This window comes from Mycobacterium genavense ATCC 51234, from assembly GCF_000526915.1.
Taxonomy (GTDB): domain Bacteria; phylum Actinomycetota; class Actinomycetes; order Mycobacteriales; family Mycobacteriaceae; genus Mycobacterium; species Mycobacterium genavense.
Genome location: NZ_JAGZ01000005.1, coordinates 170,829 through 195,520, shown reverse-complemented (window position 1 = coordinate 195,520; position 24,692 = coordinate 170,829). Strand labels below are relative to the sequence as shown.

The 24,692-nt window shown below is 66.1% G+C and carries 20 protein-coding genes and 4 pseudogenes; 11 read left to right on the top strand and 13 right to left on the bottom strand.

The annotated features are described in order from the left end of the window. Positions 1 to 301: 301 nt before the first annotated feature. From T428_RS0113550 to T428_RS0113520, 5 genes and pseudogenes are all read left to right on the top strand, one after another. Positions 302 to 1,825 carry a CocE/NonD family hydrolase gene (locus T428_RS0113550; RefSeq protein WP_169733656.1) on the top strand — a complete coding sequence of 508 codons (1,524 nt, stop codon included), beginning with the start codon at positions 302 to 304 and terminating at the stop codon, positions 1,823 to 1,825. A 143-nt stretch (positions 1,826 to 1,968) separates the two neighbouring features. Further along, a pseudogene (locus T428_RS35765) lies at positions 1,969 to 3,011 on the top strand (zinc-binding dehydrogenase). 40 nt (positions 3,012 to 3,051) lie between these two features. Next, positions 3,052 to 3,927 carry a DUF427 domain-containing protein gene (locus tag T428_RS0113530; protein WP_025736908.1) on the top strand — a complete coding sequence of 292 codons (876 nt, stop codon included), beginning with the start codon at positions 3,052 to 3,054 and terminating at the stop codon, positions 3,925 to 3,927. A 164-nt stretch (positions 3,928 to 4,091) separates the two neighbouring features. After that, positions 4,092 to 4,775 (top strand): haloacid dehalogenase type II, encoded by a 684-nt coding sequence (locus T428_RS0113525; RefSeq protein ID WP_025736907.1) that lies wholly within the window; start codon positions 4,092 to 4,094, stop codon positions 4,773 to 4,775. 137 nt (positions 4,776 to 4,912) lie between these two features. After that, positions 4,913 to 5,380, top strand: a complete 468-nt coding sequence (locus T428_RS0113520; RefSeq protein ID WP_025736906.1) for a cupin domain-containing protein — start codon at positions 4,913 to 4,915, stop codon at positions 5,378 to 5,380. Here the strand turns inward: T428_RS0113520 and T428_RS27925 are convergent. Then, a pseudogene (locus T428_RS27925) lies at positions 5,374 to 5,771 on the bottom strand (VOC family protein). The gene T428_RS0113520 and the pseudogene T428_RS27925 sit on opposite strands and share 7 nt — an antisense overlap. 314 nt (positions 5,772 to 6,085) lie before the next feature. Here T428_RS27925 and T428_RS0113510 point away from each other — a divergent pair. Continuing rightward, positions 6,086 to 6,550, top strand: a complete 465-nt coding sequence (locus T428_RS0113510; RefSeq protein WP_025736905.1) for a YbjN domain-containing protein — start codon at positions 6,086 to 6,088, stop codon at positions 6,548 to 6,550. A gap of 58 nt (positions 6,551 to 6,608) precedes the next feature. Here T428_RS0113510 and T428_RS0113505 read toward each other — a convergent pair whose 3' ends face one another. The 4 genes from T428_RS0113505 to T428_RS27920 form a co-directional block, all read right to left on the bottom strand. After that, a complete protein-coding gene (locus tag T428_RS0113505) occupies positions 6,609 to 7,427 on the bottom strand; it encodes a mycofactocin-coupled SDR family oxidoreductase (RefSeq protein ID WP_025736904.1) in 819 nt (272 codons plus the stop codon). A gap of 274 nt (positions 7,428 to 7,701) precedes the next feature. Continuing rightward, positions 7,702 to 8,376: a phosphoribosylformylglycinamidine synthase subunit PurQ gene (purQ, locus tag T428_RS0113500; protein WP_025736903.1), complete on the bottom strand. Its 675-nt coding sequence runs from the start codon at positions 8,374 to 8,376 to the stop codon at positions 7,702 to 7,704. Beyond that, positions 8,373 to 8,612: a phosphoribosylformylglycinamidine synthase subunit PurS gene (gene purS / locus T428_RS0113495; protein WP_025736902.1), complete on the bottom strand. Its 240-nt coding sequence runs from the start codon at positions 8,610 to 8,612 to the stop codon at positions 8,373 to 8,375. Before purS ends, purQ begins: the two co-directional genes overlap by 4 nt. A gap of 55 nt (positions 8,613 to 8,667) precedes the next feature. Beyond that, a complete protein-coding gene (locus T428_RS27920; RefSeq protein WP_036467977.1) occupies positions 8,668 to 9,345 on the bottom strand; it encodes a hypothetical protein in 678 nt (225 codons plus the stop codon). A gap of 32 nt (positions 9,346 to 9,377) precedes the next feature. Between T428_RS27920 and T428_RS0113485 the strand changes: the two genes are divergently transcribed. Beyond that, positions 9,378 to 10,016: an MBL fold metallo-hydrolase gene (locus T428_RS0113485; protein ID WP_025736901.1), complete on the top strand. Its 639-nt coding sequence runs from the start codon at positions 9,378 to 9,380 to the stop codon at positions 10,014 to 10,016. 109 nt (positions 10,017 to 10,125) lie between these two features. On the opposite strand, the gene T428_RS0113480 is transcribed toward T428_RS0113485, so the two are convergent. Together T428_RS0113480 and T428_RS0113475 are read right to left on the bottom strand one after the other, a co-directional pair. After that, on the bottom strand, positions 10,126 to 11,790 hold the full coding sequence (locus T428_RS0113480; RefSeq protein WP_025736900.1) for an FAD-binding dehydrogenase: 1,665 nt from the start codon (positions 11,788 to 11,790) through the stop codon (positions 10,126 to 10,128). Positions 11,791 to 11,839: 49 nt separating this feature from the next. After that, positions 11,840 to 12,544: a DUF2334 domain-containing protein gene (locus T428_RS0113475; RefSeq protein ID WP_025736899.1), complete on the bottom strand. Its 705-nt coding sequence runs from the start codon at positions 12,542 to 12,544 to the stop codon at positions 11,840 to 11,842. Positions 12,545 to 12,766: 222 nt separating this feature from the next. On the opposite strand from T428_RS0113475, the gene T428_RS0113470 reads away from it, so the two are divergent. Next, positions 12,767 to 14,386, top strand: a complete 1,620-nt coding sequence (locus tag T428_RS0113470; RefSeq protein WP_025736898.1) for a DHA2 family efflux MFS transporter permease subunit — start codon at positions 12,767 to 12,769, stop codon at positions 14,384 to 14,386. 204 nt (positions 14,387 to 14,590) lie between these two features. Further along, entirely contained in the window at positions 14,591 to 16,231 is a 1,641-nt protein-coding gene (locus T428_RS0113465) for a DHA2 family efflux MFS transporter permease subunit (protein ID WP_025736897.1), read from the top strand. A 14-nt stretch (positions 16,232 to 16,245) separates the two neighbouring features. Here T428_RS0113465 and T428_RS0113460 read toward each other — a convergent pair whose 3' ends face one another. Continuing rightward, a complete protein-coding gene (locus T428_RS0113460; protein WP_025736896.1) occupies positions 16,246 to 16,809 on the bottom strand; it encodes a TetR/AcrR family transcriptional regulator in 564 nt (187 codons plus the stop codon). A gap of 90 nt (positions 16,810 to 16,899) precedes the next feature. Here T428_RS0113460 and T428_RS0113455 point away from each other — a divergent pair, with 90 nt between their 5' ends. Then, a complete protein-coding gene (locus T428_RS0113455; RefSeq protein ID WP_025736895.1) occupies positions 16,900 to 17,343 on the top strand; it encodes a DoxX family protein in 444 nt (147 codons plus the stop codon). On the opposite strand, the gene T428_RS0113450 is transcribed toward T428_RS0113455, so the two are convergent. Beyond that, positions 17,272 to 19,422 carry a S9 family peptidase gene (locus tag T428_RS0113450; protein WP_025736894.1) on the bottom strand — a complete coding sequence of 717 codons (2,151 nt, stop codon included), beginning with the start codon at positions 19,420 to 19,422 and terminating at the stop codon, positions 17,272 to 17,274. The genes T428_RS0113455 and T428_RS0113450 overlap by 72 nt on opposite strands. Continuing rightward, positions 19,419 to 20,324, bottom strand: coding sequence for a phosphoribosylaminoimidazolesuccinocarboxamide synthase (locus tag T428_RS0113445; protein ID WP_025736893.1), 906 nt, complete (start codon positions 20,322 to 20,324; stop codon positions 19,419 to 19,421). Before T428_RS0113445 ends, T428_RS0113450 begins: the two co-directional genes overlap by 4 nt. A gap of 56 nt (positions 20,325 to 20,380) precedes the next feature. On the opposite strand from T428_RS0113445, the gene T428_RS0113440 reads away from it, so the two are divergent. Then, a complete protein-coding gene (locus tag T428_RS0113440) occupies positions 20,381 to 21,001 on the top strand; it encodes a hypothetical protein (RefSeq protein ID WP_025736892.1) in 621 nt (206 codons plus the stop codon). Here the strand turns inward: T428_RS0113440 and T428_RS27915 are convergent. The 3 genes and pseudogenes from T428_RS27915 to purB all read right to left on the bottom strand — a co-directional run. Further along, positions 20,969 to 21,980, bottom strand: a pseudogene (locus tag T428_RS27915) (tellurite resistance/C4-dicarboxylate transporter family protein); the annotation flags it as partial. The gene T428_RS0113440 and the pseudogene T428_RS27915 sit on opposite strands and share 33 nt — an antisense overlap. After that, positions 21,977 to 23,213 (bottom strand): annotated as a pseudogene (locus tag T428_RS27910) (cytochrome P450). The pseudogenes T428_RS27910 and T428_RS27915, both read right to left, overlap by 4 nt. Next, complete coding sequence (gene purB, locus T428_RS0113425) at positions 23,210 to 24,628, bottom strand: adenylosuccinate lyase (protein ID WP_025736891.1); 1,419 nt, start codon at positions 24,626 to 24,628, stop codon at positions 23,210 to 23,212. The pseudogene T428_RS27910 and the gene purB overlap by 4 nt, the downstream one beginning before the upstream one ends. Between the last annotated feature and the right edge of the window lie 64 nt (positions 24,629 to 24,692).

Sequence of the window (24,692 nt, the reverse complement as noted above, 5' to 3'; positions counted from 1 at the left end):
ACCTACCGGGCCGCACCCGAGGCGGTGGTGGTTGGCGAGGGACTCGCCAAGATCCCCGATGCGCTTGACCAACTACGCAACGGTGTTTCTGCCAAGAAACTCGTCGTCACGGTATGACCACGACGAAGGCGATAGCGCCGAAATTCGCAGTTGTGTAACTGGTTTCAGGTCATTGAGGTGTAGCAGGATGGTAAAGGCAATAAGGCCCGGCTTCGGCGCGTCGTTGTTCGACCGAGCCGTCGCCTCGCGTTCGAAGCTGCCCAAGGCAACACATCGCTTCCGGAACGAACGTGATCTCGCCGTGCCCATACGGGATGGGATCACGCTGTTAGCCGACCACTATGTTCCCGCCGGAACGCGGGGCCGCGGAACGATCCTGATGCGCACGCCGTACGGGCGGAGCCTGCCCATCAACATGGATGCGCGGCTGTTTGCCGGACAGGGCTATCACGTGGTGGTGCAAAGCTGCCGCGGCTCGTTTGGTTCCGGTGGCCAGTTCACGCCGATAGCCGCCGACATCGACGATGGACAAGACACCATGGAGTGGTTGCGCACCCAGCCGTGGTTCGACGGGCGACTGGCCACCTACGGGGCGTCTGCTGTGGGATGGACACAGTGGGCCCTGCTGGTCGATCCGCCGCCAGAGCTGCGCACGGCGGTGATCATCGCCGGCTTTCATAATGCCGTCGAGTTCGGGTTGGGCACAGGCGCTTTCCGTCTCCACGACTTACTCACGTGGTCGAGGGTGATGGTGAACCAGGAGCGGTTCGGGTTGCTCGGTGTCATGTGGATCTTCGCCCGGGCCGCCAAGCTCAATGCTCGCACCGTTGCGGCCCTCCCCCTGGCCGAGGCCGCGGACATTGCGCTCGGGCATCAGGCACCGTGGTTTCGCAAGTGGCTGTGTCACCAGGACCTCAGCGACCCGTTTTGGCAGCCCTACAACGCCAGCGCCGCGTTGGACAAGGTATCGGTGCCGATCCGGCTGGTCGTCGGTTGGCAAGACCTAATCCTCACCCACACCATGCGCCAGTATGAGGTGCTGCATGAACGTGGACTCGAGGTCGCGCTCACCGTCGGGCCATGGATACACCAGCAAGTAGTCAGCGGCGCGAACGGGCAGCTTGGCGCCGACAACCTCGACTGGATGGCCGAGCACCTGGCCGGTGAACCCGTCACCCGCAAGCACCAGCCCGTCCGGTTCGCCGTCACAGGCACCGACGAATGGCGTGAGCACCCGCACTGGCCGCCACCAAGCACCGAACAGGTCCACTATCTCGGTCTGGGCGGGCAGCTCACCGGGCAACAGCCGCAGACCGGCACCACCTCGTTCACTTACGACCCCGCTCATCCCACGCCGACGGTTGCCGGGCCCTTGATCGACAACGACGCTGGAGTGCGCGACAACCGCGACCTTGAGGCACGCTCAGACGTGCTGACCTTCACCACCCCCGCACTAGCCGAAATGCTGGAAATCATCGGGACTCCCGTGGTGGAGCTTCACCACAGCAGGAGTAATCCACACGCCGACGTGTTCGTCCGGCTCTGCGATGTCGACGCGAAAGGCTGCTCCCGCAACTTCTCTGAGACATTCCAACGGCTCGACCCCGCCGCCGGGGAAGGGCCGCTACGGCTGCAGCTGCACCCCTGCGCACATCGGCTTGCCGCCGGCCACCGGCTCCGCCTACAGGTATCGGGCGGCTCGTTCCCTCAATACATGCGGAACGAGGGCACCGGTGCGCCAGCGGGCACCGGCACCGAACTGCGCCCGTGCCGGCACACCATCCACCACGGGAAGTCCCGGCTGATACTTCCGGTTCCCGCGTAGACCTCGCAGCGTGGGTGCACCCTGGACAATTTTAGGTCTACTCGCCCATAATATTGGGTCAGATAGCCCATTTAGTCGAGCCGGACGCCGGGGCATAATGCGCGATGCGGATTTTCCGCAAAACCTCGGGGGAGGTCAGTGCTATGGGGATCACCAGTTCTACCCTGCCCACCGCGCCCGCCGTGGTGCGTGAGCAACCCGGTGGGGAAAGCATGCGGGCAATCATCCTCGACGGGTTCGGCGGACTGGACCGCTTGGTCTACACCGAAATCCCCAAACCGCTGCCCAGGGACGGCGAAGTGGTGATCCAGGTCAAGGGATTCGGGATCAACCACGCCGAGCTGCACATGCGCCGGGGGGAATGGGCGGAAGCCGCGGAAGTCAGCGGCATCGAATGTGTGGGCATCGTCGACTCGTGCCCGGGCGGTGAGTTTCCGGTCGGCACCAAGGTCGCGGCCCTGATGGGTGGCCTCGGGCGAACCATCAACGGCAGCTACGCCCAACACACCCGGGTACGCGCCGCGAACGTCGCCCCGATCGATTCCGAACTGCCATGGTCGCAATTGGCCCCTGCCGGAAATCGATGCGGTGGCCTGGACGTGTCTGTTCCGCAACCTCAACCTGCAGGCGGGACAGACGCTGCTGCTGCGCGGGGCGACCTCGTCGTTCGGCCAGGCAGCACTCAAGATGGCGGTCGCCGCCGGCGCGCACGTCATCGCGACCGCCCGCAGCAGCCAGCGGGCTTCGGTGCTCGAGGAACTGGGTGCATCGCGCGTCGAAGTGGAAAGGCGCGACCTCGCCTCCCACATCGCCGAATCCAAGCAAATCGACGCCGTGTTGGACTTGGTGGGGTAACAGCACCATCCTCGACTCGCTCGACCTGCTGCGCCGCGGCGGGACGGCCTGCCTGGCCGGCTGGCTGGGCGGGCTTGATCCCCTAGGCGATTTCAACCCGCTGTTGCGCATGGCCAGCGGGGTAAATCTGAACTTCTTCGGCAGCTTCGTATTTGGCACTCCCGGCTTCCCGTTATCTGACGTGCCCCTGCAGGACATCGCCCGCCAGGTAACCGAGGGCGAGCTCGACGCGACGCCGTCACACGTCTTCTCGTTCGACCAGATTTACGAGGCACACCGGATCATGGAGGCCGGCGAGGCCGGCGGAAAGATGGTCGTCGTCATCGACTAGTGGCACGGTCCGTTACTGGCGCGAAAGTGAGTCCACCACAATGGGTTTGGCATGGCAACAGGGTCCACTGGCGACCGGATCGGTCGGCCACTTCCTCACCGAGCAGCCGTTGCCGCCACGCCTGCTGTTCGCGGAGCCATTACGCCGTCGCATGCGAGTGCGCTTCGCCGACCGCTGGATCGCCGACAGCGAAGAAGTGGTGCTGCTACACGAGCCGGGACGCTACCCGGTCGCCTACTTCCCGACCGGGGACATCGACGCGACCATCCTGGTCTCCGAAGACCGCGTCACGCAGCATAAGGACCTGGGCGACACGCAGTGGTTCACTGTTCGGACTGCGGAGCACGAAGCCGCCCACGGCGCCTGGCAGCACACCGGCCTGCCACCGCAGGCCGCGGTACTGGCCGGACGGGTGGCATTCGCCTGGCGCGCCATGGAAGCCTTCTACGAAGAAGACGAACGCATCGTCGGGCATGCCACCGACGCCTACCACCGCATCGATATTCGTTCGACCTCAAGGCATCTGGTGGTCCAAGACGGCGACCAAGTGATCGCGGACACCGAGTGCCCGCTGGTGCTGTACGAATCCGGTTTCGCGCCGCGCTGGTATGTGCCCCGCGACGACATCGCCGATGTGATGCTCAAACCCGTTGCGGGTCAAACCTTCTGCCCATACAAGGGCTTGGCTTCCTATTACGACATCGGCAAGCGCAAACGCGCGGCCTGGTCCTACGTCAACGCGTGGCCGGAGGTGGAGCGGGTCAGCAACCTGGTGTCCTTCGAACCCGACAAGATCGACGTCTTTGTCGACGGCCGGCAGCTGCACCTCGAACCTGGCCAGACCGTCGTTCCGCACGGCGTGGACCGGGGACTCGACACCGACGAGGTGCTCGGGAGAACTCCAACGGCTAACTGAGCCGGATACGACGACGCGGGGAGGCTGCGGTGGCGGTGCGTAAAGCCAATGCGGAACGAGCGCAGGCGTTCTCCAACGGCGTGTTCGCCGTCGTGGCGATGCTCATGTCTGGTTGGATACTTACGGCCGAACCTTCCCGATCCTAAGAAGGTACAGGAGCAGGCATGCCGACGACACCGTCTGTCCTCGTTTTCGATGTGAACGAGACGCTGATCGACATCGATTCCATAGCACCGCTTTTCGGCGAGCTGTTCGGCGACGAGCGGGTGCTGCGCGAGTGGTTCGGCCAGCTCGTCATGTACTCGATGACGGTCACGATGGCCGACTGCTACGCGGACTTCTTCACCCTCGGTCGAGGTATCCTGCACATGCTGGCCGACAGCTATCGGGTGCAGGTCACCGACGCCGACGCGCACCGCCTGCAGGAGCAGATGGGCGCCATGCCGGCACATCCGGACGCCGTCGAAGCCCTCACCGCGCTGCGCGACAACGGATTTCGGCAGGTGACGCTGAGGAATTCGCCGCATCGGGCCGGGGTCGCGACACCACTGGACAACGCCGGGCTCGCATCGCTTTTCGACGAACAGCTCAGCGTGGAATCCTGTCGCGCGTTCAAGCCCGCCCCCGTGGTCTACCGGTATGCCTGCGACACGCTGGGTGTGGCGCCCGCCGATTGCATGATGGTGGCCGCCCACGCCTGGGATCTGCTGGGCGCGCACAACGTCGGCTTCAGCACCGCACTGGTAGCCCGGCCGGGAAATGCCCCGCTGCTGGCCGACGGGCTGGCGCGGCCGACCCTCGTGGTCGATGATTTGCACGACCTCGCCGCAAAACTGATCGGCAGCTGAGCCGGCACGCGGCCCGCGACTGTTGCTACGGCTGCAGGACCGCACCCTGGGGGCGACGACCTGCGCAAACATCCGGCGCGGCTCGCACCCAACTGAGCCGACGGTACGTCGAGCAGAAAACCGGGACAATTGCGAGTATGGCAACGACAGATGGATTTCACCCCGACTTCGACGAACCCAACCAGCTGGTGATGCAGCGCCGGGTGCACCACATCAAGGCGTCGGAGATCAGCTCGGATACCGCGCAATCGGAAGGACTGCGCCGGTTTGCGGCGCTGAGCGGTAAGTCGGTCGGCGCCGAGAAGCTGTGGATGGGTGAGACGCACGCATTACCCGCGACCGTCTCGTCCAACCATCACCACGGTGACTCGGAAACCGCGATCTATGTGCGAGCCGGCCACCCTGAGTTCGTCTTTCACGACGGCGTCGACGAGGTGCGCATCGCGGCCGCGCCCGGCGACTACGTCTTCATTCCGCCCTATCTGCCGCACCGGGAGGAGAACCCCGACCCCGACACCATCGCGGAGGTGGTGATCGCCCGCAGCAGCCAGGAGGCTATCGTGGTCAACCTGCCCGCGCTGTACCCGCTCGAAAACGGTCAGTAGACCGCGATCTCGACCAGGTTGCCGTCGATGTCCCGGCAGTAGTGCGAGGTCATCGGTTCCAGTGCACCGGTCTTGGTTACCGGCCCCGCGGTGATCTCGACCCCGCACGCTTGCAGGTGCGCACGCACCTCGTCTGGGCTGGAATCGGTGATGAAACACAGATCTTCGGAGCCCGCCGCTTCGACGGTCCCGGACACCCAATCGGGGTCGTCGGTGAGCGCGCCGACAGGGCGCAGGTTGATCTTCTGATTGCCAAAGCACAGCGCTGTTCGGTTGGACGGCCCGAACGTCTCCCGCTTCATGCCGAGAACCCGCTCGTACCACGCCGCGGTGGCCTCAATATCGTTGCAATGACCACAATATGGTCGAACCGTTGCACCGCGAACCCCATTGGCACTCCTCCTTGCGTTGTGTGCCGACGGCACAGCTGAAGGCTAGCGCGGCCGGGTGCGGCGACCCCCGGCGATGCCCCGCTACGAAGTGATCTGGGACGACTGCAAACCGGTGAGCATGCAGAACGTCGCCGGCTGCTCGATCGTTGCGGTGCGTGTCGCTGTCGTAAACCGTTCGGACGTAACCTGTTGCAGGGCAGTTCACTTCGCGTGACTGGATCGTTACAAACTCAGCAAATTCTCACCAGATTCTTTGCCGACACGTTGCTCGGCGCAAAGGATCCGGAAAGCCCCAGGCCGCACCATGTATTTCATGACGACTGAGGCGTTTTCCGCCGACCTGATCGAACGCTACCTGTGCACTCGTGGCAGCCGCTATTTCCGCGGCCAGCACGACGGTGAATTTTTCTACGTCGCCAACACCCGCCCGCGGCGGCTGCATGTCCACCTCGGGATCTCCCGTTGGCACCGTGACGAATTCACGATTCAAGTCACCCCGGGTTGCTTCTTCCCGGCGGCTGACGGTGCTGAGCTGGCCGAACTGGCCGACTCGTGGAACCGGCGCAGCCGCGACGTCGTGGTGACCGTCCGTGGGTCGTCTGATCCGCAGCGGGTCGGCGTCGTCGCCCGCAGCTCCCGCAAGATCCGCGAACCCGTCGACTTTGACGAGTTCGCCACCTATATCGACCACACCATCGCCGCCGCGATCGAGTTCTTCGCCGATCTGGACTCCGTCGCCGAGTGCCCGTCGCAGCCGATGGTGCTCGACGTGGGTTGACGGTGATGCAAGCCGCACACAAGCGTCCGGCCGCCCAGCGCCGGATCCCCGTCCTGGGCTAGTGCTTCAGGTAGCCACGATCCACGACGACCTGGCTGCCCGACATGTTCGCGGATCCGTCTCCGGCAAGCCAGGCAACGACATCGGCGATGTCCTCGGGCGTCATGAACTCTTCGGGAGCGCCGATCGCCCGAAACGGCATCGGGGACAGACTGTGCAGGTACGACGGATGGTCGGCCAGGAATGTCAGCATCTCCTCGGAGCTTCCCATCGGCGTGCTCACCGCGTACGGGTGCACGGAATTGACCCGAATGCCGTACTCCCCCAATTCCACCGCCAGGGCGTTGGTCAGCCCCACCAGACCATGTTTGGACGCTGAATAGTGCCCGTTGCCGGGTGTTGCCTTCAGGCCGGTGGTCGAGCTGACGACGATGATCGATCCGCCGTTTCCCAGCTGCACCATCGCCGGGACTGCGGCGCGCAAGGTGCGCCAGGTACCGCTGAGATTGACGTTGATGACGGTGTCCCAATGCTCTTCGGACATCTCCCACAAGCGACCGAAACTCAGTACGCCCGCATTGGCGACGACGACATCGAGCCGGCCGAATTGATCGACGGCATCCCCAACCAACTGCTGCAGAGCCGCCAAGTCGCGGATATCGATTTCGCGAATCAGCGCCTTGCGTCCCGAATCCTCCACGACCCGTGCTGTTTCCACCAACTCGTCAGAAGTGGCCGCAGGGTAGCGGATGGTGTCGGAAATCGGGGCGCACACGTCGATGGCGATGATGTCGGCGCCTTCGTTAGCCAGTCGCAGGGCGTGAGCGCGTCCCTGCCCGCGCGCCGCCCCGGTCACGAGCGCCACTCGGCCCCGCAGACCCGTACCTGCTTGTACCACTGGCTTCCTCCCCGTCGGCGCCGATCCTTCGATGGTGCGCCTGCCCCAGGGCCCCGACAATGACCCGTTTCCTTCCACGACGGAGGCGCGGTCTCCTACCGGCACGAATTGGCTCGCGCCGACCCGTAGGAAACCCGCGATGCGCTACGGCACGGCGAGGCGGCGCGCGAAAAGACCCACCCGAGCCGACCGACGCGATAGTCAGGCCTTCGCCGGATTGCGCAGTGCCTCAGGTGTCTCCGCGAAGACGACGTCAGGCGGTGAGCACGGCGTCGAGCGCGGAGTAGAACAAGCCCAGGCCGTCGTCGGAGGGACCGGTCAACGCTTCGATGGCGTGCTCGGGGTGTGGCATCAGGCCGACGACGCGCCAGTTGGCCGAGCTGATGCCGGCGATGCCACGCATCGAGCCGTTGATGTTGTCGTGGTACCGAAATACCACGCGGCCCTCGCCCTCGAGTTCGTCGAGCACGTTCTCCGGCGCCACGTAGCGACCCTCGCCCGATTTCAGCGGGACCAGCAGGTCGGCGTCGGCCTCGAAGCGCGAGGTCCACGCCGTCGAGTTCGATGCGACCCGAAGCCACACGTCGCGGCAGATGAAGTGCAGACCCGCGTTGCGGGTCAGCACGCCGGGCAACAGTCTGGTCTCACACAGCACTTGAAAACCGTTGCAAATCCCCAACACCGGCATACCGCGGCCCGCCGCGTAGACCACTTCGGACATCACCGGGGCGAAGCGGGCGATCGCGCCGGCCCGCAGATAGTCGCCGTAGGAGAACCCGCCCGGCACCACGACCGCATCGACCGCTTTGAGGTCGGCGTCAGCGTGCCACAGGCTCACCGCCTCCGCACCGACGCGGCGCACCGCACGAGCGGCGTCCACGTCGTCGAGCGTACCGGGGAAGGTAATAACGCCGATCCGGGCCATCACGACACTTCCCGGCTGATCGTCCAGTCCTCGATCACGGTGTTGGCCAACAGTGATTCGGCGATCTCGGCGAGCACGGTATCGTCGACGGTGTCATCGACTTCGAGCTCAAACCTCTTGCCCTGACGGACATCTGAGATCCCGGGATGTCCGAGTCGGCCCAACGCGCCGACAATCGCCTGACCCTGCGGGTCGGGAATCTCCGCTTTGGGCATCACATTAACGATCACCCGCGCCACCGGCGTCCCTCCTGACGAGTTGCTGTCGGCGCCAACTCTACCGGCCGGCCGCGGCTTACGGACACGACGCGATGTAGGCCTCGCACAGCGGGGCCGTCATCGAGTCCAGCACCTGACCGTCGGCCATCGAGGGCCACGGCACCTGCGGCGGCGCACCAGACCACAGGGTCAGCTCGCTGATCGTACTGCTCGCGACGTGTGCGACCAGGTAGGTATGCATGACCACCGGGCCGCTGATCACCGCGGCCATCCGGGTCAGTTCGTCGGTGGTGATCGACGGCGACTGCAACGGTGCCCCCTGCTGGCAGCCGCGCAGCACCGCGACGGCGTTGTCGAACACCGAGGACGCGATCGCGCCGCCCCGGGCCGTGTCACCGCGCCAGTGCACGATCTGGGCCATCAGCTGCCATTGGCCCTCCGGGTGGGCCACCGTCACGCGTGCCGCCACCGCCGAGGCGCGGGGGTCCTGCGCCAGCGGCCGCGCGGCGCACAGCTCCTCGAACCGGAACCGCGGTGCCGCCCCGGACCCGGTCACCTGCACGACCAGCCCCGCCAGCGGGGGCCAGTTGTAGGTCGAGTTGAGCGGCACGGCGCGCGGCGGCAGCCACGCGGTGGCCGGGATCTGGTCGCAGACGGGCGGACAGGTCTCCGGTTCACCCGCCGCCGGGACCACGAAGACCTGGGCATCGACCAAGCCGCCGGCGAACAGTATCGTCGCGAAAACTAACCGCACACGACCACCCCCGTCAGGGCACAATCGTAAGCATGCAACTGACGCATTTCGGGCATTCCTGCCTACTTGCCGAGTTCGACCACACTAGCGTGCTCTTCGATCCTGGAACCTTCGCGCATGGCTTCGAGGGCATCACCGGACTGGACGCCATCCTGATCACACACCAGCACCCGGATCATGTCGACCCGGCACGGCTGCCGGCCCTGATCGAGGCCAACCCCAATGCGGCGCTCTACACCGACTCGCAAACCGCGGCACAGCTCGACGCTCCCTTCCAAACCGTGCACGCGGGCGACGAGCTGACGGTCGGCGAGCTGACGATTCGGGCGCTCGGCGGAAAGCACGCGGTGATTCACCCGGAAATCCCTGTGATAGAGAACCTTTCGTATCTGGTGGGCGACGGCGACCACCGAGCGCGACTGATGCATCCCGGTGACGCGTTGTTCGTTCCCGACGAGCCGGTGGACGTGCTGGCCGCGCCGGCGGCCGCGCCCTGGATGCGCATCTCCGAGGCCATCGACTATTTGCGCGCGGTATCCCCGACCCGGGCGGTACCCATCCACCAGGGCGTCGTCGCGCCCGATGCGCGGGGGATCTACTACGGCCGGTTCACCGAGATGACCGACACCGACTTCCAGGTGTTGCCCGAGGAGAGCTCGGTTACCTTCTAGCCCGCTCAGGACTGGCGGCACTGGAAACGTGCTTCTCGCCGTGCCGGTAAAACTGCAGGCAAAGTGCGAGTGCGGGCCTGCAAAATTGCAGGCTCGGCGTAGCCGGCCGCTAGGTGACGTCGGCGGCGCCGCCGCGGCCGGCGGCCCGGCCGCTGAAGATGCAGCCACCCAGGAACGTGCCCTCCAAGGCACGGTAACCGTGCACGCCACCACCGCCGAACCCGGCGGCCTCCCCGGCCGCGTACAGTCCGGTCAGCGGGGTGCCGCCGTCGGTGAGAACCCGTCCGGCCAGGTCGGTCTCGATGCCGCCCAACGTCTTTCGGGTCAGGATGTGCAGTTTGACCGCAATCAGCGGCCCGGCCTTGGGATCGGTCAGCCGGTGCGGTGCCACCACCCGGCCCAGCCAGTCACCCAGATAGCCTCGGGCAGCGCGGATGGCGGTGATCTGACCGTCTTTGCTGAATTTGTTCGCGACCTCGCGATCGCGGGCAGTCACCTCGGCCTCCACCGTCGCGTAGTCCAGGGGGGCCACGTTGGGCAGCTTGTTCATGCCGGTTACCAACTCCCCCAACGAATCTGCGGTGACGAAGTCCACCCCGCGATCGACGAAGGCTGCGACGGGCCCGGGCGGCCCAGAGCTGGCCCGGTTGCGCACCAGCGCGCGTACGCTCTGCCCGGTCAGATCCGGGTTCTGCTCCTGCCCGGACAGCGCGAACTCCTTCTCAATGATCTTGGCGTTCAAGATAAACCAGGTGTAGTCGTACCCGGATTTGGTGATGTATTCCAGCGTGCCCAGCGTGTCGAACCCGGGATACAGCGGGACCGGCAGCCGGTTGCCGGCCGCGTCCAGCCACAGCGACGACGGGCCCGGAATGACCCGGATCCCGTGCAGCGGCCAGATCGGGTCGTAGTTGGTGATGCCCTCGGTGTAGTGCCACATCCGATCGGGGTTGATCACCCGCGCCCCGGCCCGCTGAGAGATGCCGATCATCCTGCCGTCCACGTGAGCCGGCACCCCGCTCAGCATCTGCTCGGGCACGCGGCCCACTCGCTGGGGCCAGTTTTTGCGGACCAGGTCGTGGTTGCCGCCGATCCCGCCACTGATCACGATCACCGTTGAGGCACGAAACTCGAATTTCCCCACCGATTTTCGCGATGAGGGCACGCCGCGCGGCGCGGTCGACGGTTCCAGCACGGTCCCCCGAACGCCGGTCACCGCGCCGCGCTCGACGATCAATTCGTCGACCTGGTGTCGGTGCGCGAATCGGACCGTCGAGCGGTCCCGCAGCTGACGCACGAAGATGTCGACCAGCGCGGAACCGGTCCCCCAGGTGATATGGAACCGGGGAACCGAGTTGCCGTGGCCCCTCGCGTTGTAGCCACCGCGTTCGGCCCAGCCCACCAAGGGAAAGATCTTCAGACCCCGCTCGCGCAGCCAGCTGCGCTTCTCCCCGGCCGCGAAATCCACGTAGGCGTGCGCCCATTGCCTGGGCCAGTAGTCCTCTTCACGATCGAAACCCGCTGTGCCCAACCAGTCCTGCAACGCGAGCTCGTGACTGTCCCGAATCCCCAGCCGACGTTGTTCGGGGCTGTCCACGAAAAACAGGCCGAAGGACCAGAAGGCCTGGCCGCCAAGGTTGGCGCTGTTCTCCTGGTCGAGGACCAGCACCCGCAAGCCGCGGCCCACCACCTCGCAGGCGGCCACCAAACCGGACAATCCCGCCCCGACGACAATCGCGTCAGCGGCGAAGCCTGCCGCCGAAGAATCGCTCATGTCGGACCAGGGTAGTGCCCGCAATCTTGCGATCAGTCAGACGGCTTAATCAGGCCGCGTCCGAGATCGCCTTGTCGGACCGCCAGCGATACACCGTGGGCGTGCATCCGTACATCGAAGCCAGGTCGACGGCGTCCAGCATCGCTTGCAGCGGACCCGGTTTGCGCAATTGACGGGCCGCCACGGCCACCCGCACGATGCCGCCACGACGAGCGATCCGCTCGGCGGACAACACCACCATCCGGCACCACCACGGCTCGGTGAGGAAGCCCTCGCCGATACCGAGCACGCGGGCACGCACCGTGGTGTGGCGCACCAGGTCGGTGACGCCATGTAGATCGGCCAGCAGCCGAAAACCGTTGCCCGGCAATGCCTGGACGACGCCCAGTGAGACGGTCCACCCGGGTGCCGCGAAGAGCCGGGTGCGTAGTCCGAGGTGCTCGAGCACCCGGTCGGCGGCCATCAGCCGCAGGTTCGCCTCGTGTGCCCGCAGGATCGCGAACTCGCCACGGCGCTTCTTGGTGGCGGCGTCGTCGTACCCGTGCAGCACGATGGCGTCGCCGCCGGCGCGCCGGGCGGTCAGCCACTCGACGGTGCGTGGGTCGTGGTCCAGCCGGTAGTCGCCGGACAGGCGCGGAGCCACCAGCAACGAAACGGGCACTTTGCGGGAATCCATCTGTGCACAGAACGCCTCGACGTCGTCCAGGGTGCGCTCGCCTATCCCCGAGACCGAGACGATCAGTTTTCCAGGCACACCCGCAGTTTGACGAGCGCAGGTGTCGGGACAGTGAAGGACACGCAGACTGCAGGCGTATATCGACGCGTATGCCAGAAGTCACGCCGGCCTGGAATGTGGCGTTCGCGCAACGGAGTTGGGCCGCCTGCCGCATCGACTATGCGCCCCGTGGCGCGCTGCGGGGCGGCGGATTGCCGCGAGCAAACGCGGACCACCATCGCGATCGGGAAACGGTTGGATATGCTAAGCAACGCCATGAAGAAGGCCCGTTCCGCAGCGGGCGACGCCGCGCTGCCCCCAGTCCCCGCCGGGCTGTTGGGCGCCGAGGAACGAGTTTATCCGCACAAACTGGACGCCCCGCTGTTGCGGATATCGGGGGTGTGCCTGCTGGCCACCATCATGGCGATCCTGGATGTCACCGTCGTCACCGTCGCCCAACGCACCTTCATCGCCGAGTTCGAGTCCAGCCAGGCCGTCGTCGCATGGACAATGACCGGTTACACGCTCGGACTGGCGACGGTGATCCCCCTGACCGGCTGGGCGGCCGACCGGTTCGGCACCAAACGGCTCTTCATGGGCTCGGTGGTGGCGTTCGTGCTGGGCTCTCTACTGTGCGCGGTGGCGTCAACGATCTTGCAGCTCATCATCTTTCGCGTCGTGCAGGGCGTCAGCGGCGGCATGCTGATGCCGCTGGGATTCATGATCATGACGCGCGAAGCCGGGCCCGCGCGCCTGGGCAGGTTGATGTCGATCTTGAGCATTCCCATGTTGATCGCCCCCATCGCCGGCCCGATCCTGGGCGGCTGGCTGATCGACACCTCCAGCTGGAAGTGGATCTTCCTGATCAATCTGCCGATCGGGGTGGCCGCGTTCGCCCTCGCCTGGTTGGTGTTTCCGCGAGATCACCCCGCACGGTCGGAAACGTTCGACGTCGTCGGCGGGTTGCTGCTCTCACCCGGGCTGGCGACATTCCTGTTCGCGGTGTCGTCGATCCCGCGCTGCGGGACGGTCGCCGACCGTCGCGTCTTGGTACCGGCGATCATCGGGCTGGCGCTGATCGCCGCGTTCGTCGTGCACGCGTTGCGACGCGCCGATCACCCACTGATCGACCTGCATCTGTTCGCCAATCCGGTTCTCACCCGGGCCAATGTGACGATGCTGGTGTTCGCCGGCGCCTTCTTCGGTGCCGGTCTGCTGCTCCCGAGCTACTTCCAGCAGGTCCTGCACCAGACGCCGATGCAGGCCGGGGTGCACCTGATCCCGCAGGGACTCGGCGCCATGCTGACCATGCGATTGGCCGGTCCGCTGGTGGATCGACACGGACCGGGCAAATACGTGCTGGCCGGTATCGCGATGATCATCGCCGGGCTGGGCACGTTCGCTTTCGGGGTGGCCAGGCACGCCGGCTATGCACCGACCCTGCTGATCGCGCTGACGATCATGGGCCTGGGCATGGGGTGCACGATGATGCCGCTGTCGGTGGCATCGGTGCAGGCACTGGCGCCGCATCAGATCGCCCGCGGCACCACGCTGATGAGCGTCAGCCATCAGGTGGGCGGCTCGATGGGAACCGCACTGATGGCGATGATCCTGACCAACCAGTTTAACCGCAGCGCCGACATCACCGCCGCGAACAAACTGGCGGCGTTACAACAGCAGGCCGCGATGACCGGGGTACCGATCGACCCGTCACAAATACCACACCAGTCACTCGACCCGAATTTTTCGGCTGATCTGCTGCACGACCTTTCACACGCCTATACGTCGGTTTTCGTGGTCGCGGTGATATTGGTGGCATTTACCATCATCCCGGCGGCATTTCTGCCGAAAAAGCCCGCCACCCAGTCAGCGCTCGAATAGGCCCTTGAGCTGGGCTGCTGCAATCTGTACCCGGATGGTCTGCGGAATTCATGCACGGGGCGCCGAATTCGTCCCGATGGGCGTTTGTTGAATATGCGTTGCACCGAATTGGCGACGTCGGTAGCGGCTGGTAACCGGTGCTAGCGGATCGGCAATCAGGGTAAAGCGACAAAATCCCGAGGGTGTCTCGATATGCTCGATCGTATGCTCAGCGACGCCATGGACGGGCGTTCCGCAGCTCCCAACGTCGCAGTACCCATCGCTTCCATTGGACGTGCGGCGGCCGCGGACGGCCGGGACTACCCCGACAAGCTCGACGCCAAGCTGTTGCGCGTCGTGTTCGTCTGCGGTCTGGCCGCCGTGATGGCAATCGTGGACAGCACCGTCGTCGCGGTCGCGCAGGGCACCTTCGCCACCCAGTTCAATTCCACCCAGGCCGTCGTCTCATGGACGGTGGCCGGCTACATGCTCGCGTTTTCGACCGTAATCCCGATTACCGGGTGGGCGGCCGACAGGTTCGGCACCAAACGGCTGTTCATCTGGTCGGTCCTGGTGTTCATGCTGGGCTCGCTACTGTGCGCGATATCGCCAAACATCATGGCGCTCATCGCGTTTCGGGTGCTGCAAGGCATGGGCGGCGGCATGCTGATGCCGCTGAGCTTTGTGATCCTGACCCAGGAGACAGGCCCGAAGTGGGTCGGCCGGCTGATGGCGATCGGGGGAATTCCGATCCTGCTCGGTCCGATCGGCGGCCCGATCCTGGGCGGCTGGCTGGTCGGCGCCTACGGCTGGGAGTGGATCTTTTTGATCAACCTGCCGATCGGGTTGCTCGCGGTCGTTCTGGCGACAATCACCTTTCCCAAAGATCGCCCCGCCCCGGCGGAATCGCTCGACGTCATCAGCGTGCTGCTGCTGCCACCCGGCGTCACGCTATTTCTGGCCGGAGTGTCGTCCATTCCGGCGTGGGAGACGATCGCCGACCGGATGGTGTTGGTGCCGACGATCACGGGGCTGTTGTTGATCGCAGCGTTCGTCGTCCACTCCTTCCGCACCGAACACCCGCTCATTGACCTGCGGCTGTTCAAGAACCGCGTGGTCACCCACGCGAATTTGGCCCTGCTGGTATTCGGCGCCCCCTTTGTCGGGGTCGGCCTGCTGGTCCCGAGCTACTTCCAACTGGTGATGCACCAAACGTCGATGCAGTCCGGGATGCATCTGGTGTCGGTCGGCCTGGGCGCGGTGTTGACGATGCCGCTCGCCGGGGCCTTCATGGACAAGCACGGACCCGGCAAGATCGTGCTGATCGGCCTCCCGGTGATGGCGGCGGGCCTGGGCATCTTCACGTGGGGAGTCGCCACGGGGGCCGCCTACAACCCGACGCTGTTGATCGGGCTGGCGATCATGGGCCTGGGAATCGGCTGCACCACCACGCCGCTGTCCGCGGCGGTCCTGCAGGCGCTCGCCCCCCATCAGGTCGCGCGCGGGACCACTCTGGTGACGGTCAACCAGCAGGTCAGCGGGTCGATCGGGGCGGCGTTGATGGCGGTGGTCCTGACGCAGCTGTTCAATCACAACCCCGTCCTGGTGACCGCGAACAGGCTGGTTGCGGCGCAACAAGAGGCCACCGGTAAACGCATGCCGATCGAATCCTCAGCATCGGCGTGGAACACCTTGGGCCCCCAATTCGCCACCACCGTCACGCACGGCCTCTCCCACGCCTATACCGCGGTGTTCGTGGTGGCCGTCGCATTGCTGGCGGCGACGATCGTCCCGGCGGCGTTCCTGCCGATGAAGCGCCCGGAGCCCGAGCAGGATCCAGAGCCCGCCGGGTTGCCGGCCACCTGATCCGACTTACCCGCTCAGCCGTCGAACAGCATCGTCGCGATCCGCAGCACCGTGTCCATCGGGTCGGTCTGTTTGACCGCGGCGCTGACCGCGTCATTGAGCCACAGCGTCGAAAACCCGTGCACCAGTGACCATGCCGCCAACTGTGCACCCGCCGAGTCGGCCCGCGCGTGGGCATCGCGCAGCGTCGCCACCCCGCGCGCGAGTTCGGCCCCGGCGGCGGCTTCGGCCGCGGCCAGTTCGGGGTCCGCGGCGTCCAGCAGCGACCTGTCGAACATCACCCGATAGTGGCCGGGATGGTCGATGGCGAACCGCACGTAGGCCAGCGCGGCGTCGGCGAAGTGCCCCCGCGCGTCGGTCAGCGCCTCGGCCAGCAGCGCGAACCCCTGCGCGGCCAGGGCGGTGAACAGCCCGCGGCGATCGACGAAGTGGTGGGCCGGCGCGGCATGTGACACGCCCGCGGCCCGGGCGAGTTCGCGCAACGACACCCGGTCCGCGCCGCGTTCGGCCACCAGGTCTGCGGCCTGGCTCAGGATCACCGCGCGCAGGTCGCCGTGGTGGTAATTCGGGCGGTCCATGGCGGCCAGCATACCGAGCAAACTTGACAGTGACTAGATCTGGGCCTACCTTGGAGCGTCGGAACTTGTCACTGTCTAGTTGGAATCGAGATGGCTCCGCTGATCACCCTGCTGTTGGGCAGCATCACCGCCCGGGTCGCCGGCTTGCTCGGCGTCGGTTACCTCGCCGGCTGGACCGCGGCGATCGCCGTCGGGCTGGCCGCCATGTTCGTCCTGACCGGGATCGCCCACTTCGCGCCGCCGCTGCGCCGCGACCTGATCGCGATCGTGCCGCCGCGACTACCCGCTCCCGGCCTGCTTGTCACCCTCACCGGGGTGCTGGACCTGCTGGGCGCGGCCGGGCTGCTGCTTCCCGAGACCCGGGTCGCGGCGGCGGCATGCCTGCTGCTGATGCTGGCCATGTTCCCGGCCAACGTCTACGCGTCCCGGATGCCCAACCCGCCCAAGTCGATGACGACGCGGCTACCGCAGCGCATCGCCATCGAGATCGTTCTCCTCGCCGCCGCCGTAGCGGTCGCCGTCGGCAGCGGCTAGCAGCCACGCGTATTGGAATGCGGTTTCCTGCCAACCCCGGTAGCGGCCACTGACGCCGCCATGGCCGGCCGCCATCTGCGTCTTGAGCAGCACTTGGTTTCCATCGGTATTGGCGTGCCGCAGCGCGGCCACCCACTTGGCCGGCTCCACGTAGTAGACCCTGGTGTCGTTCAGCGACGTCATCGCCAGGATGGCGGGATACTTCTTGGTCTCGACGTTCTCGTAAGGCGAATACGACTTCATGTACGCATAGACTTCGCTGTCGCTCAACGGGTTTCCCCATTCGTCCCACTCGGTGACGGTCAGCGGCAGCGAGGGATCCAGGATGGTGGTCAGCGGGTCGACGAACGGGACTTGGGCGAGGATCCCGGCGAACAGTTCCGGCGCCAGGTTGGCCACCGCCCCCATCAGCAGGCCACCCGCACTGCCGCCCAACGCCACCAGCTGATGCGGACGGGTCACACCCGAATCAACCAAATGCTGTGCCGCCGCGACGAAGTCGGTGAAGGTGTTCTTCTTCTCCAGCAGTTTGCCGTGCTCGTACCACAGTCGGCCCATCTCGCCCCCGCCGCGGACGTGGGCGATGACGAACACCATGCCCCGGTCCAGCAGCGACAACCGCGCGATGGAAAACGTTGGATCCGTGCATATCTCGTAGGCGCCGTAGCCGTAGATGAGGGTGGGCGCCGGAAACTCGAGACCGGCACGATGGACGATCGACAGCGGGATGCAGGTGCCGTCGGCGGCAAGTGCCCAGTCGCGCCGTTCGACGTAGTCGCTTGGCCGGTAGTCGCCGAGCACGGGTTGCTCGCGCAGCAAGTTGCGCTCACCGGTGCGCAGGTCGACGTCGTAGACCCGCATCGGCGTGACGAGCGATCCCGCCCTGATCCGCAGCTTGGGCGAAACCCAGTTCGGATTGCCGCCCAGGCCTGAGGACATCAGCTCCGAATCGAACGCGATTTCCTCGGGCTCACCGTATTCACCGTCCGAACCAATGGGCCACAACTGGATTCGCGGCAACGCTGCACGCCGGTAACTGATGACCAGATGGCCGGCGAAGGCGTCGACGGCTTCGAGGCGAACATCGTCGCGGTGTGCGACCAGGGTGCGCTGCCGCGTGGGATCGCCGACCGGGGCCTCGGCGAGCGTGAAGTTCACCGCGCCGTCGTTGTGCAGGATCAGGAATCGATCCTGCCCGCCGACCACCGCGTGCTCCACCGAGTACTCGATGCCTTCGCGCCGCGGCAGCACCACGGTGAACTCGGCGTGCGGGTCCGCGGCGTCGGCGTAGCGCACCTCGGAGGTGACCGACGAGCCCGAGCCGATGAAGACATACGCCTCACTTCGGCTCAGGCCGGCGCCAAGCCAAAACCGTTCGTCGGCTTCGTGATACACCAATTCCGGCGCCTCGCCCGAGCCCAGCCGATACCGCCACACCTTGTCCGGGCGGTGGGCGTCGTCCAGGGTCAGGTAGTACACGGTCCGGTTGTCGGCCGCCCATGTCACTCCGCCGGCGATGTCGGCGATCTCGTCGGGATACTTCTGGCCGGTGCGTAAGTCCTTGAACCGCAACGTGTATTTCTCGTCGCCGACGACGTCGACGGAGTAGGCGAGCAGGTTGGCATCCAGGCTGACCAGGGCCGTGCCCAGGGAAAAGAAGTCGTGTCCCTCGGCCTCTTCATTCGAATCGAGCAGAATCTGCTCGCCCGGGATGTCGGTGTTCTCGTCCAGCACCGGCGGGTCCCAGTCGTCGGGATCGGCTACCGGGCAACGGCACTGGACGCGATATTGTTTTCCCTCGAAGGTGCGCGAGTAGTACCACCAGTCGCCCTGCCGGGTCGGCACCGACAAGTCGGTTTCCTTGGTACGCGCCTTGATCTCGTCAAAGATCTGCTGCCGCAACGGTTCCAGGTGGGCAAGGGACCGGTCGACATAGTCGTTCTCGGCTTCGAGGTAGCCGATGACTTCGGGATTCGACTTTTCGCGCAGCCACTCGTACGGATCGACGAACACATCGCCGTGGTGCTCGCGGATAGTCTCCACCCGCTTCGCCACAGGTGGGGTACCGGCGTCCGTCATACGGTCGGACCGATCCAGTCGCCGAAACTCAAACCGGAAATGCGTTCGTAGGCATTGATATAACGGTCCCGAGTGGCGGCAATGATGTCGTCCGGCAACGGTGGTGGCGGTTCGGTGCCGTGCCGGTCCCAGCCGGATTCTGGACTGGTGAGCCAATTGCGGACGAATTGCTTGTCGAAACTGGTCTGCACCACCCCGACGCGGTAATCCTCGGCGGGCCAGTACCGTGACGAGTCCGGCGTGAAGATTTCGTCGGCCAGCAGCAGGTTGCCGTCGCGGTCGGCACCGAATTCGAACTTGGTGTCGGCGATGATGATTCCCCTCGTCAAGGCGTGGTCGGCGGCCTGCACATAGATCTGCAGCGTGCGGTCGCGCAGCTGGTTGGCGCGTACCCCGCCCACCATCTCGATCACCCGGTCGAAGGTGATGTTCTCGTCGTGATCGCCCAGGGCGGCCTTGGTCGCCGAGGTGAACAGCGGCTGGGCGAACTTGCTGGCCTCGACCAGCCCCGGCGGCAGCGCGATGCCGCACACCTTGCCGGTCGCCTGATAGTCCAGCAGTCCGGAGCCCGTCAGATAACCGCGGGCCACACACTCCACCGGCATCATCTCCAGCCGGCGCACCACCAGCGCGCGGCCCAGCACCTCGTCGGGGATGCGCGGGTCGTCGGGCGGCCCGGCCAGGTGGTTGGGGGCCTGGACAAGATCGGAGACAAGGCCGAAGAAGAACACGCTCATAGCCGTCAGGATGCGGCCCTTGTCGGGGATCGTGCTGTCCAGGACGAAGTCGTACGCCGAGATCCGGTCGCTGGCGACCAGCAACAGGTGCTCGTCGTCGACGCGGTACAGCTCGCGGACCTTGCCGCTGGCCAGATGCTGGTAGTCCGACAGTGCAGGGCGCATCGGGCCAGCCTATCGGGAAGCCCACCGGAGGCCGGAGCTGTGCTGGGATCGAGGCTATGACATCGCGCTTCCTGCCCTATGCCACCACGCCCGGCCGATTGTTGGCCCAGCTGTTCAGCGACGTCGTCATCGTCGGCTGGACGGCGATCTGGTTGCTGGTCGGCACCGCCGTGTACGACGCCATCTCGACGATCGCCGACGCGGGCCGCCAGGTCGAGGATGGAACCCACAGCATCGCGAGCAACCTTGCCTCGGCGGGCCATGGCGCACAACATATTCCGGTCGTCGGAGACAATGTCAGCAAACCGCTCAACTCGGCCAGTCAGGCCGCGCTGGACATCGCCGGTTCCCTGCACGAGCTGGTCACCACGGCGGGCTGGCTCGCGGTGCTGATCGCCCTGGCCGTCGTCGCTCCCCCGATCCTGATCACCGACATGCCGTGGCTTTACCTGCGACTGCGGTTCTTCCGGCGTAAACTGACCGTGACCGCCCTGGCCGCCACCCCGGCCGGCGAGCAGTTGTTGGCCCTGCACGCGCTGACGAATCGGTCCCCGGGGAAGCTGGCCGCGATCAGCGCGGTTCCGGTCGGCGGCTGGCGTCACCAGGACCCCGTCACGATCCGCGCGCTCGCGGCCCTGGAACTGCGCTCGGCGGGGGTCACGATGCGCGGGCACTAACGTGCGGCCAGCGCGCGCCGGGCCCGCAGCAATCCCGCGACGACCACGATCAGCCACGCTGCCAACGCGTCCCAGAAGAAGACCAGCGACACGGTGATCAGCGAGCGATGCCCGAGCTCGGCCGCCATCGGGTAGCTGGCGGCCGAGTACATGCCCAGCGGGAACACGAACGCCCACCACACCCCGGCGAAGTGCAGCATCTCGGGGCGACGGCTCATGCGGTGCAGGCCGAAGTAGATCAGCGGTGGTATCCACAGCGTGGCCGCCACCCAGGTCACGACCGTGACAACGAGTACCGGCCCGGCAAGCCACACCGGGGCCAGGCGATGGATGGTGTCGCCGGCCAGCGTCGCAATTGCCAAGCCGCCCATCAGGATCCAGGTGTCGGGTTCGAAGCCGTCCCGATCCTGACGCTCGGCGACGGTGCGCGACAGGATCAGCCAGGTCATCAGCGCGTAGCTGCACAGCGCTACCAGCCAGATCGGCACCGCCACGGACAACCACCAATGCTGCGACGTATAGCGGGCGACCTTGCCCGCCACGATCGCCAGACCGGAGCTGCCCACGCTGGCCAGCTCCCACGCGCCGTGTGCCTGGTGGCGCAATGCCCGCCAGCGTCGCGCCGCCATGTTGCGGGCGCTGAGCACGATCAGCGCCAGCCAGGCCGCCAGCGCGGCAAGCCCCAGCACCCACAGCAGGACCGGCTGGGTTGCCAGCCGGTCCTGCTGTCCAGCACCGCGCAGGCGGCCACAAACGTGAACAGCCGTAACGTCACATCGGGATCGCCGAAGTCCCAGCGCGCGCCGGTCACGATAACCAGCGCGACCAAGACCACCAGACCCAGCGAAGCGAGAATGCCGAGCCCTTCGCTGATCGCGCCGTAGTGGTGGTTGCCCGCGGCGCTGGACAGGATTCCGGTCGCCATCACCGCGGCGAACACATCGGGTGACGGCTCGACGTCGGCGAGCCGGAACCTCACGATGCCTCGGTCAGTTCCACGACCAAGTGCCGGATGCCGGTGTGACGGTTGCTCCGCGTCCATTCGACGGGCTGCGTGACCCCGCACGTCGCCGAAACGCGACAGCAACTCCTCGTACAAGACGCGCAGCTCCAGGCGCGCCAGATTGGCCCCCAGGCAGTAGTGCACACCCTGGCCGAAGCCCAAGTGCGTATTGGGTTTTCGGCCGATGCCGAATTCGTCCGCGCGGTCGAACACGTCGGCGTCGCGGTTGGCCGAGCCCTCCCAGATCTGTACCTTCTGCCCGGCTTCGATCGACTGCCCCCCGAGAACGACGTCACGGGTGGCGGTGCGCCGCTTGGACGGCGACGGCGAGGTCCACCGCACCATCTCCTCGACCGCCGTCGGCAGTAATCCGAGATCCCCACGCAGGGCGCGCAATTGGTCCGGGTGCTCGGCCAACGACAGCAGCCCGCCGGCGACCGCGTTGCGGGTTGTCTCCGCGCCGGCACTGAAGAACAGATACACCTCGAGATCGGACGGGACCGGTCCGTCCACCTGTTCGACCGTCGCGTTGGCGACGACCGACAACATGTCGTCGGTCGGATTGGCACGTTTCGACGCGATCAGCTCTTGGCCGTAGTTGTACATTCGCGACCCGGCCTCTTCCGCCGACAGCTGTGACAGAGACGCCTTGCGCGAGCCGCCGAAGTCGAACTGCGGCTCGATGGCCTCGAACAGCCAATGCCGTTCGGATTCGGGCACTCCCAGCAGGATGCAGATCATCTGCATCGGCAGTTCGGCGGCGACGTCGACGAGGAAGTCGAAGGGCTCGCCGGGCACCACGTCGTCCAGCAGCCGTTGCGCCCGGGCACGCAGGTCGTCTTCGACGCGGCGGATCATCCGCGGCGTCAGCCCGGAGCTGACCAGCCGCCGAATCTGGGAATGCCGCGGATCGTCCATCATGTTGAGCACCTGGCCCGCGATGGACAGGTCCTGCAACAGCGTCCCACCGAACGGTCGCGCACCGCCGGTCACCGACGAGTAGGTCGCCGGCTCTCTCAGCACGGCAAGGGTTTCCGCGTAGGTCGCGACGGACCAGAAGCCCTCACCGTCCGGGGTGTTGTCGGTCGACTCATGCCAGTAGACCGGCGCCTCGCGGCGGTGCACGGCGAACAGCTCATGGGGAAAACCGTTGGCGAAGTTGTCCAGATCGGTGAAATCTATCCCCGAGAGCGCGCCGGCGAGAGTCACAGGATCGCACCTGGAGCGTAGTTGGCCGCGTCCGGGTAGCGGCCCACCAGCGAATCCACCATCGCGGCAACCTCATCGACCTGATCGGCGGCGGCGCCGGTGAACGCCTTCTTGTCGGCCAGCGCGGCGTCCAGCGCCGCGCGGTCCAGCGGCAGTCGCTCGTCGGCGGCCAGCCGATCCAACAGATCGGGCTCGGCACCGCGTTCCCGCATCGCCAAAGCCGTTGCCACCGCGTGTTCGCGGATCACGTGATGCGCGGCCTCGCGCCCCATGCCGGCCCGCACCGCGGCGATCAACACCTTGGTGGTGGCCAAAAACGGCAGGTAGCGATCCAGCTCCCGCTCGATCACCGCGGGGTAGGCGCCGAACTCGTCGAGCACCGTCAAGAATGTCTCGATCTGACCGTCGATGGCAAAGAAGCTGTCCGGCAAGGCAACTCGGCGAACCACCGAGCAGAACACGTCGCCCTCGTTCCACTGCGCGCCGGCCAGTTCGGCGGCCATCGAGGCGTATCCGCGCAGCACCACCTGCAGCCCGTTGACCCGTTCGCAGCTGCGGGTGTTCATCTTGTGCGGCATCGCCGAGGAGCCGACCTGGCCTTCCGCGAACCCTTCCGTCACGAGTTCGTGCCCCGCCATCAACCGGATGGTGTGAGCCATCGACGACGGCCCCGCACCGAGCTGCACCAGCGCGGAGAGCACATCGTGATCCAGCGAACGCGGATACACCTGCCCGACGCTGCTCAAAACCGTTGCGAAGCCGAGGAATTCGGCGACACGCCGCTCGAGTTCGGCCAGCTTCACCGCGTCGCCGTCCAGCAGGTCGAGCATGTCCTGCGCGGTGCCCATCGGGCCCTTGATCCCGCGCAGCGGATAGCGGTCGATCAACTCGCGCAGCCTGGTCAACGCGATCAGCGTCTCCTGAGCCGCCGAGGCGAAGCGCTTGCCCAGCGTGGTGGCCTGCGCGGCGACGTTGTGGCTGCGTCCGGCCATCACCAGATCGCGGTAGGACACCGCCCGCTCGGCAAGCCGCGCGACCACGGCCACACCGTGGGAGAAGACCAATTCCAGCGACCGCCGGATCTGCAGCTGCTCGACGTTCTCGGTCAGATCCCGGCTGGTCATTCCCTTGTGCACCTGCTCGTGTCCGGCCAGCGCGTTGAACTCCTCGATGCGCGCCTTGACGTCATGCCGCAGCACCCGCTCGCGACCCGCAATCGACGCCAGGTCCACGTCCTCGAGCACCCGCTCGTAGTCGGCGACCGCCTCGGCGGGCACCGGAACACCGAGTTCGGCCTGCGCCCGCAACACGGCCAGCCACAGCCGCCGCTCCGCGATCACCTTGGCCTCCGGCGACCAGGTCCCGACCATCTCGGCGCTGGCGTACCGGGTGGCCAGTACATTCGGAATGTTCACCGGGCCAGCTTATCGACCGCGAGACCGCGACCGGCAACGCATTTGCGCCAGTCGAGACGTCGGT